The 7,527-nt window shown below is 64.8% G+C and carries 11 protein-coding genes; 7 read left to right on the top strand and 4 right to left on the bottom strand.

What is annotated here, in order from left to right; genetic code table 11:
* The first annotated feature begins 810 nt into the window (after positions 1-810).
* Positions 811-1,149, top strand: a complete 339-nt coding sequence (locus tag VN004_RS07375) for a hypothetical protein (RefSeq protein WP_325608500.1) — start codon at positions 811-813, stop codon at positions 1,147-1,149.
* A 111-nt stretch (positions 1,150-1,260) separates the two neighbouring features.
* On the opposite strand, the gene VN004_RS07370 is transcribed toward VN004_RS07375, so the two are convergent.
* Positions 1,261-1,680: a hypothetical protein gene (locus VN004_RS07370; protein WP_325608498.1), complete on the bottom strand. Its 420-nt coding sequence runs from the start codon at positions 1,678-1,680 to the stop codon at positions 1,261-1,263.
* Between VN004_RS07370 and VN004_RS07365 the strand changes: the two genes are divergently transcribed.
* From VN004_RS07365 to VN004_RS07355, 3 genes are all read left to right on the top strand, one after another.
* Entirely contained in the window at positions 1,679-1,885 is a 207-nt protein-coding gene (locus VN004_RS07365; RefSeq protein WP_325608496.1) for a hypothetical protein, read from the top strand. The two genes, VN004_RS07370 and VN004_RS07365, sit on opposite strands and share 2 nt — an antisense overlap.
* A 170-nt stretch (positions 1,886-2,055) precedes the next feature.
* Entirely contained in the window at positions 2,056-2,847 is a 792-nt protein-coding gene (locus VN004_RS07360) for an ion channel (protein ID WP_325608495.1), read from the top strand.
* Positions 2,848-2,965: 118 nt separating this feature from the next.
* Entirely contained in the window at positions 2,966-3,625 is a 660-nt protein-coding gene (locus VN004_RS07355; protein WP_325608493.1) for an HAD-IA family hydrolase, read from the top strand.
* Positions 3,626-3,645: 20 nt separating this feature from the next.
* Here VN004_RS07355 and VN004_RS07350 read toward each other — a convergent pair whose 3' ends face one another.
* Positions 3,646-4,533: a hypothetical protein gene (locus VN004_RS07350; RefSeq protein ID WP_325608491.1), complete on the bottom strand. Its 888-nt coding sequence runs from the start codon at positions 4,531-4,533 to the stop codon at positions 3,646-3,648.
* Positions 4,534-4,663: 130 nt separating this feature from the next.
* Between VN004_RS07350 and VN004_RS07345 the strand changes: the two genes are divergently transcribed.
* Positions 4,664-4,939: a GNAT family N-acetyltransferase gene (locus VN004_RS07345; RefSeq protein ID WP_325608489.1), complete on the top strand. Its 276-nt coding sequence runs from the start codon at positions 4,664-4,666 to the stop codon at positions 4,937-4,939.
* A gap of 59 nt (positions 4,940-4,998) precedes the next feature.
* Positions 4,999-5,178, top strand: coding sequence for a hypothetical protein (locus tag VN004_RS07340; RefSeq protein WP_325608487.1), 180 nt, complete (start codon positions 4,999-5,001; stop codon positions 5,176-5,178).
* A gap of 3 nt (positions 5,179-5,181) precedes the next feature.
* Here VN004_RS07340 and VN004_RS07335 read toward each other — a convergent pair whose 3' ends face one another.
* Both VN004_RS07335 and VN004_RS07330 read right to left on the bottom strand, forming a co-directional pair.
* Positions 5,182-5,760 (bottom strand): NAD(P)H-dependent oxidoreductase, encoded by a 579-nt coding sequence (locus VN004_RS07335; RefSeq protein WP_325608485.1) that lies wholly within the window; start codon positions 5,758-5,760, stop codon positions 5,182-5,184.
* Positions 5,761-5,892: 132 nt separating this feature from the next.
* Positions 5,893-6,432 (bottom strand): hypothetical protein, encoded by a 540-nt coding sequence (locus tag VN004_RS07330; RefSeq protein WP_325608483.1) that lies wholly within the window; start codon positions 6,430-6,432, stop codon positions 5,893-5,895.
* A 217-nt stretch (positions 6,433-6,649) separates the two neighbouring features.
* Between VN004_RS07330 and VN004_RS07325 the strand changes: the two genes are divergently transcribed.
* Positions 6,650-7,447 carry a DUF2189 domain-containing protein gene (locus VN004_RS07325; RefSeq protein WP_325608481.1) on the top strand — a complete coding sequence of 266 codons (798 nt, stop codon included), beginning with the start codon at positions 6,650-6,652 and terminating at the stop codon, positions 7,445-7,447.
* The last annotated feature ends 80 nt before the right edge of the window (positions 7,448-7,527 follow it).

The raw sequence follows: 7,527 nt of genomic DNA, 5'->3' as shown, positions 1-7,527 counted from the left end.
ATCCGGTCCGGATGAATGGTGATGCGCGTCAGCAAGTCCGCTTCGGTGCTCATCCCTCAAATGTAGCGCAATTTGCGGCCAGCGCCACAGACCCGCAGATCGAAACAGCGAAGCACCAAAGCCAACCACACCCGCTCATGCCCGCGAAGGCGGGCATCCAGAAAGCCTCCCCGACTGTGCGCCCTGCTCTGGATCCCTGCCTGCGCGGGGACAAGCGGAGTGCGTGGCAGCCCTGGCGCAAATTGCGGAGCAAGCGGAGCAAGCGTAGCCCGGATGAAGCGCAGCGAAATCCGGGAACGCCACGACGCCGTCAACATGTCCCGCATTGCGCTTCGCTCCATGCGGGCTGCGGCGATGTGCTCAAGGCCGGGTGCGCAACAAGCAAAAAACTTATCCCCCTCGCCTTGCGCCGCCTTATTCTCCCTCTCGCCGCTCCCGCGTAAGGGACGCAAAACCGGTTGCTCCGGATTGCGTGGGAGGGGTGTGGCGCCCGCGTCCGTGCCTCGCAAGCACGGCCCCGGGCGGCGCCGGGGCTCCGCCCGAGGCCACTAGGAGCCTCTGCCGGGAGCCGGCTGACGCCATGCGCAGGTTGACGCGCATGGAGGCAAAGCGCGGCCCGGCGCCGCAAGGAAAACGCCACGACGGAGCGCCGGAAGGCGCCCGCATGTTCGCGAGGACATGCGGCTCACTGAAGGACAGGTGCGCCCTCCGGTGCTCCGTCCCTCTTTCGCCTTCCAGGCGCACCCCGCGCCTCAAACAACAGGGGTGATGACGCACGCCCGCAGTCCCGAAAGATCGAGGAGACAACCCATGCGAACGCGCATGCGAACCATCGTGCCACCCACCCCGCTCACCGAGGCGCGGTATCGCGACGGCAGCCATGCTTCGCCGCACTGGATCGCCGAACTCTATTGCCTCTGGCGGATGTGTCCGCGCACCGCGTGCCGGCGCGCACGACGTTGCCGGGGCGATGCCTGCGCATGCCAGACCGGGCTTGCTCTGGTGCCGCCGGAGGCCCTCGACTTCATCGCCGCGTACGAGCAGGCGCGCGAGGAAGCGCTGAGCTACGACGAGATGCTCGTTGTCTGCGCCGAGGAGCTCGCCGCGCTGGAAAAGTGGCGCGGCCAGGTGGAACTGAGCCTTGCGTGAGACGTCGCGGCGCTGTTCGTCATCCCCTCGGCGGCGTGAAGCGCGCGCCTGGACGCGAATGGCCGGGCCGCGTCGCCGCAGCCCGGCTGTCTCGTCAAACCGCTCGGCCGGTCAATGCGGACGGTCGCGCTCGCTGTGACGACGGGCGTTCTCGGCCATGTCGTGCTGCGCCATGTCGTCGGCATTGTTCTTCTTCATGCGCTGCGCCTTTTCGGCGAGATCGCGCTGCGTCTCCTCGACCGCGCCGGTCAGCGTCCGCGCCGCGGAGCCGATCGCTTCGGTCGCGCCGCTCGCAATCACATCGCGCGCCGCCGCAGCGGCACTCATCGCGGCCTCTTTCATCAGCGCGCCGCTGTCGGCCATCGCCTTGCCGGCCCGCTGGCCGCTTTCGGTGCGTGCCGCCATCAGCACGGCGGCGGCAGCTCCGGCCGCGGCGACCAGGACCTCTGCCATCATCATGCGACTGGTTTGCGAGGACATCACGTTCTGCACGAGGTTCTGCGGGATATAGTCGAGCAGCCCGCTCATCATGCTCTTGCCCGACGATGCCCGCCGCGCGCGGCCGCCAGCCGCCCGCCGTGCGCCGGCCCGCTTGGCATTGCTGCTTCGCTTGCTGGTGCTCGTGCTGCCGGTGCTCCGATTGCTGGTGCTCCGATTGCTGGTGCGCGCCGCCGTCCGCTTCTTTGCTTTAGCCATCGCTATCGCCTTTGTTCTGGAGGGGTGGAAGGTCGCTTGACAACAAACTCGGCTGCAGGAGGTTCCACGGTTCGGAACCAGGACGCGCTTTCATGCGTGAATCTTGTGTCGGGCTGCTTTCGCCGGGCTATCCTGCACGGCGCAACGCCTGATCTTGTCAGGCCGCGGCGGTTTGCCGAGGACGTGTTCGAAGAAAAACGATGGTCCGTCATGGCTGAAGCCCGCTCGCGCGTGAAGGATTTCAGGCATCGCCTGAAATCGCTCTACGAGGGACAATCCGCACAGGCGCATCGCTTTCGATACGGTCTTCTGGCTTTCGATATCATCACGCTGGCATTCATCGTCGGGACCTCGTTCATCCCGCGCAGTCACTGGGTGGAAATTGCCGACGTCGCCTTCGGCCTCGTCATCCTATCGGACGTGCTCGCGCGGCTCCTGATCAGCGACCGGCCGCTGCGCGAACTCCTGCACCCGGTGACCTGGGCGGATATCGCGAGCATCATCTCGTTCCTCGCCCCGCTGGTCGGGGAACCTCTCGGATTCCTGCGCATCCTGCGCACGCTCCGCGTCCTGCGGAGCTACCAATTGCTGGCGCGCCTGCGGGCGGATTTCCCCTATTTCCGCAGGAACGAAGAGGTCATCCTGGCGCTCGCCAATTTCGTGGTGTTCCTGTTCGTCACCACCGGCTTCGTTTACGAGACGCAACACGCCACCAATCCCGGCATCAAGAATTATGCGGACGCGCTCTATTTCACCGTCACCGCGCTGACCACGACCGGATTTGGCGACATCACCCTCCAGGGTACGACCGGCCGCCTGATCTCGGTCGGGATCATGATTTTCGGGGTGACGCTGTTCTTCAATCTGGCACGCGCCGTGCTGCGCCCGAGAAAGGTGCGGTTCGAATGCCCCGATTGCGGGCTGATGAGCCACGATCCGGACGCCGTTCATTGCAAGGCATGCGGCCGGCTGCTGAAGATCCCGAACGAGGATGAAGGCTGACGTTCCCGCAATGCCTCCGGGACGGGGGCGAAGCGAGCGAATGAGACTTATCCCCGCACGCCCAATCTGCTTTAGCATCGCGGTCGATGTGTTAACGCCTTGAGGCCGACGTCTTAACGTGCATACCCCCCACCCCCCTCTTCCCTATACCCTCGCCATTTTCGACCTCGACGGCACACTCGTTGACAGCTTCCCCTGGTTCCTGCGGGTGATGAACGAGGTCGCGCGAGAGTTCCGTTTCAAGGAGGTCGCCCCCGACGACATCGCCTCGCTGCGCGGCGCCGGCGCACGGGAGATCCTGCGCCGTCTCGAAGTTCCCTTGTGGAAATTGCCGCGGATCGCGACGCATATGCGCCGCATGAAGCGCGAGCATCTCCACGAGATGCCGCTGTTCGACGGGGTCCCGGACATGCTGCGCACCCTGAATGCCGCGGGAATCCGCCTCGCGCTGGTCACATCGGACAGCGAGGCCAATGCGAGGCTTCAGCTGGGCGACAACGCCGCGCTGTTTTCGGATTTCGCCTGCGGCTCATCGCTGTTCGGCAAGGCCGCCAAATTCCAGCGGATCGTCAAACGCGCGAAGGTCAGGCCATCCGAAGTCATCGCGATCGGCGACGAAATGCGCGACATGGACGCTGCTCAGAGCGCGGGCATCGCGTTCGGCGGCGTCGCCTGGGGCTACGCCGATCCGCAGGCGCTGCGCGCCCGCCATCCGCAGATGTGGTTCGACACCATGGGCGACATCCCGCGCCTGCTGGGTGCAAGGAACGCCCCGTAATGCCCCTCACTTTAGGAGCGCTAGCGAGGCACGACACGATCCAGCAATTGCTTCGCTGCGCGGAGCGCACCGGCAAAGGCCGGCTCTTTCGGCGCGCACTCCGCAAAGCAGCTCAGGAAATCGGTTTCGATCTGTTCGCGCGTCCGGATCGCGCGCTCGAGAGCTGCGCTGTTGCGCGGCCCCGGTTTGATCTCCGCGCTTTCGAACCTCGCGAGGTCTGCTTCTGCAGCCTCGCGCGCCTTCGTGCAGCTCGCAACGGCGACCGGCGCCTCGATGCGCGCACTGGCGAGGAAAACGCGGTCGCCGCGCAAGACGGTCATCAAAACCTCGTCCGCCTCCATGGGGGGCGTATCCTGGGTCCGCGCTGCAAGGATCGCCGAGGCGTCGGGAATGCCGAGCGGAAGGTCAGCATAGCGCAGGATCGCTGCATCGCTGCCGAGCGCGCGCAGATAGAAGGTCTCGCTTTTTGCGGCTGCCTCGACCGGTATGCGGAGTTTCGGGTCCTGCCACTTCGCCTGGAGCCACTTCTCCAGAAGGGAGCGGCTCGTGACCACCAGTCTGGTATCGCCGCCGTCCGCCTCGAATGCGAGGCCGTCGAGCTTGCCGAAATCGATATCTCCGGAGAACAGCGTCGATACATTGAAGCCATCGGGCTCGAAAGCGTCGGGTGGCGAGACCGGTCCGACGGCACCTTGGATCAGGCTTTCGAGTTCGGCGCGTGCCTTTCCCTCGGACTCCACCTCTGCCGTTCCAACATTAGGGACGCGTTCCGGCGTGAAGCGTTCGATCGCGGCATCCCGCGCCGCAAGATAACGCTCCTCGGCCGTCTGGCTCCGGGCAGCCGAAGGCAGCACAAGGGACAGTGTCAGGCACAGCGCCGCCATGCCCGCCAACCGCTCCGCTTTCATGACAATCTCCGTCGCACAGGATTGAGAATAGCTGGTCACCGATTGTGGCAAACTCCGCGACGGGTTTGCGCGTGACCAAGCTATCCCGCCCCAAATTCGTTTTCAGAGGCAATTGATCCAGGAGCCGCCAATGTCTTCCGCCGTCACCGACAATGCCGCCGACCATCGCTTCGAACTGAAAGCGGGCGACCATGTGGCGGTGGCCTATTACACGCTCGGCCCGGACAAGATTACGTTCACCCATACCGAGGTGCCGCCCGCCTTGTCCGGTCAGGGCATCGGCTCGAAGCTGGCGCGCGGCGCGCTCGAGCAGGTCCGGGCGCGCGGACTGAAGGTCGTCGCCAGATGCCCATTCATCGCCGCGTTCATCGCCAAGAATTCAGAATTCGCCGATCTCCTTGCGTGACCCGCCATGGCGGCCCCGGCCAGAACCTCGCCTGTGCTGGACCCGAAGACCTTCGGACCATGCCGGTCGAGAAAGTCGCGCGCGTCGTGTCCAAGGCGGCGACGACGGCACGGCTGCTCACCCGCTACAATGTCGGCTTCTGGACAAATTTCGGCCCCTTGGGCCGCTATCTGGCCGGCCACCGGATCGTCGACTGGTGGATGTCGCGTGAGATCCCGCATGACCGCGAGCGCGGCTGATCGTTATTCGCCGCGTTGGCCCAGGGCCTCGGCTTCCTTGAGCCAGCGGTTGCGATTCTCGTGGGACGAATCCGCGACCATCCCGAGCAGCGTTTCACGCACCGGCTTGATCCCGATGAAGTTCAGGATGTTGTTCTTGAGAAGCTTCAGCGCATGCGGCCCGTACCAGAACCGATAAACCGAGACGGGCATGGCCATCGTCATGATGATGCGGGCCGACTTTTTCGTGAAGATGTGCCAGTTCATGGCATTTTCGGTGCCCTGCCGCTTGATCAGGTCCGGCTGCAACAGCCGCTCGATGAATCCTTTCATCAAAGCGGGCATGTCGCCGCACCAGAGCGGGAAAACCAGCACCCAGTGATCGCTTTCGGCCAGCGCGTCATAGGCGGCTTTCAGGTCGGGCTCGAACGGCTGTTCCTCGCGATATCCAAGTCGCAGGATCGGATCGAAATTCATCTCGGACAGCTTGAAGAGGTGCACCTTGTGCCCGGCCCTCATCGCTCCGCGCCGATAGGCCTCCGCGAGCGCCTCGCAGAACGTTGCGCGTTGCGGATGACCGACGATAATGGTGACCGTTGCCATGACGCCCTGGCCCTTGTTGAACCGTCTGCCCGACGCAAAGCAAAAAGCAGGATACGGTTCTTGCCGCTTTGCGCTGTCGCAAAGTCTGTCCGCGCCGCACAGAAGAATGCGGCCGCCGGATACGCAGGCCGGCTAGTTGCTGTCGCGCTGCAGCCACCAGCCTTCGGCGATGGGGCGTTGCAGCAGCACCTTGGTCCGGCCCGCCGCCGCCTTGTCGAGGTCGCCCTCGACAATCTCGGCATAGCGGGAGGACTCGCCGCGCACAAAGCTCTTGCCGAATCCGCCGACGGTGGGGCCGCTCGTGTAGAACAGGAACTGCACCGAGCGATGCCCCCGGCTCACGCTGATGATCGAGGCCTCCCGCATCAGATCGCGGTAATCGGCAACGCGCGGCGCCGGCACATGCGCGCGCTCGGGGTTGTCCGGATCGCTCCAATCAAGACCCAGCCGGTTGAGCGCGGGGTCACGCCGAAGCATGTCGGTGATCTCGTCCAGGGTGGCCCGGTGCTTTTGCCAATGTTCGATCATCGCCGAATCCGATGGCGTCGGCAGACCGGGAGCGATGCCGGAGGCGGTCAGCGCCAGCGGTACGCCGATCGCGGCAATCGCCGCGAGGCCGATCAACCCCGTCAGCGTGAGTGCAACCGTGCGACGATTCATCGTGCGGCCCAATATGGTGCAACCCGAGTCAATGCCAAGTCAGTTCCACTAGGGCGACTTTGCGGCAGACACGCGGCACCCGCTGATTGGGTGCACGAAAGTGTGACCCGCCACAACAGCCCGATGTTCTAGCATGGCGTGACAGGTCGCGGCAGACGTGAGCGGCTTGTTGCAGGCCGCCCCATCGGCCCCGACCGCAGATGACCTCATGCGGACAGGGAGACTGGCCATGGCGCAATTTCATGTACTCACCCCCGCGGACGATCAGATCGCGGCATTGCCCCAGGTCCGCCACATCGGCTTTTCGGATTTGGGCGACTCGCTCCGGCAAGGCTGGGACGATTTCAGCGTCTGGCCGACGCATGCGATGTTCCTGTGCATCATCTATCCGATCGTCGGACTTGTGCTCGGTGGCCTGGCTTTGGGCTATGAGGTGCTGCCGCTGGTATTTCCCCTCGCCGCCGGCTTCGCATTGCTCGGTCCGATCGCCGCGCTGATGATGTACGAACTGAGCCGGCGGCGTGAACGGGGCGAACCGACATCGATCCGCGCGGCACTCGACGTGATCCGGGCGCCCGGCTTTCCGGCTATCGTTGCCATCGGGTTGCTGTTGATGGGTCTGTTCCTGCTCTGGCTCGGCGTCGCGCGCGGACTCTATCAGTCGCTGTTCGGCGTGTATGCGGCGCCGGACGCCGTCGGTCCGTTCCTCCGTCAGGTCTTCACGACCGATGCCGGCTGGCAGCTCATCATCTACGGCAACCTGATCGGATTCTGTTTCGCGGTGGTCGCGTTCTGCCTGTCGGTGGTCTCGCTGCCGATGCTGCTGGACCGCGATGTCGGAGCTGCGACGGCGCTCATGACGTCGGTGCGGGCGGTCATGGCCAATCCGGTGGTGATGGCGGTCTGGGGACTGATCGTGGCGGCGTTGCTGGTGCTGGGCTCGTTGCCTGCCTTCATCGGCCTGGCGGTCGTGATGCCGGTCCTCGGCCACGCGACCTGGCACCTCTATCGCAAGCTTATCGTCTAAAGTCGGAGCGCTACAACCGCACGTTCAGGCTCGGCGAAGAATGGCCGACGCCTGAACGGCGACAGCGCGATGCCGCTACG

The sequence above is a fragment of the Pseudorhodoplanes sp. genome (genome assembly GCF_035565855.1).
GTDB lineage: Bacteria > Pseudomonadota > Alphaproteobacteria > Rhizobiales > Xanthobacteraceae > Pseudorhodoplanes.
The sequence above is the reverse complement of the archived record's forward strand: the minus strand, read 5'-3'. Positions and strand labels throughout refer to the sequence as shown.

Bases quoted from the DNA above. Each gene is read 5' to 3' on its own strand.
- VN004_RS07375 (WP_325608500.1), top strand. From the start codon at position 811: ATGCGAACGCGCATGCGAACCATCGTGCCACCCACCCCGCTCACCGAG.
- VN004_RS07365 (WP_325608496.1), top strand. From the start codon at position 1,679: ATGCTCTTGCCCGACGATGCCCGCCGCGCGCGGCCGCCAGCCGCCCGC.
- VN004_RS07370 (WP_325608498.1), bottom strand. From the start codon at position 1,680: ATGATGAGCGGGCTGCTCGACTATATCCCGCAGAACCTCGTGCAGAAC.
- VN004_RS07360 (WP_325608495.1), top strand. From the start codon at position 2,056: ATGGCTGAAGCCCGCTCGCGCGTGAAGGATTTCAGGCATCGCCTGAAA.
- VN004_RS07350 (WP_325608491.1), bottom strand. From the start codon at position 4,533: ATGAAAGCGGAGCGGTTGGCGGGCATGGCGGCGCTGTGCCTGACACTG.
- VN004_RS07345 (WP_325608489.1), top strand. From the start codon at position 4,664: ATGTCTTCCGCCGTCACCGACAATGCCGCCGACCATCGCTTCGAACTG.
- VN004_RS07340 (WP_325608487.1), top strand. From the start codon at position 4,999: ATGCCGGTCGAGAAAGTCGCGCGCGTCGTGTCCAAGGCGGCGACGACG.
- VN004_RS07335 (WP_325608485.1), bottom strand. From the start codon at position 5,760: ATGGCAACGGTCACCATTATCGTCGGTCATCCGCAACGCGCAACGTTC.
- VN004_RS07325 (WP_325608481.1), top strand. From the start codon at position 6,650: ATGGCGCAATTTCATGTACTCACCCCCGCGGACGATCAGATCGCGGCA.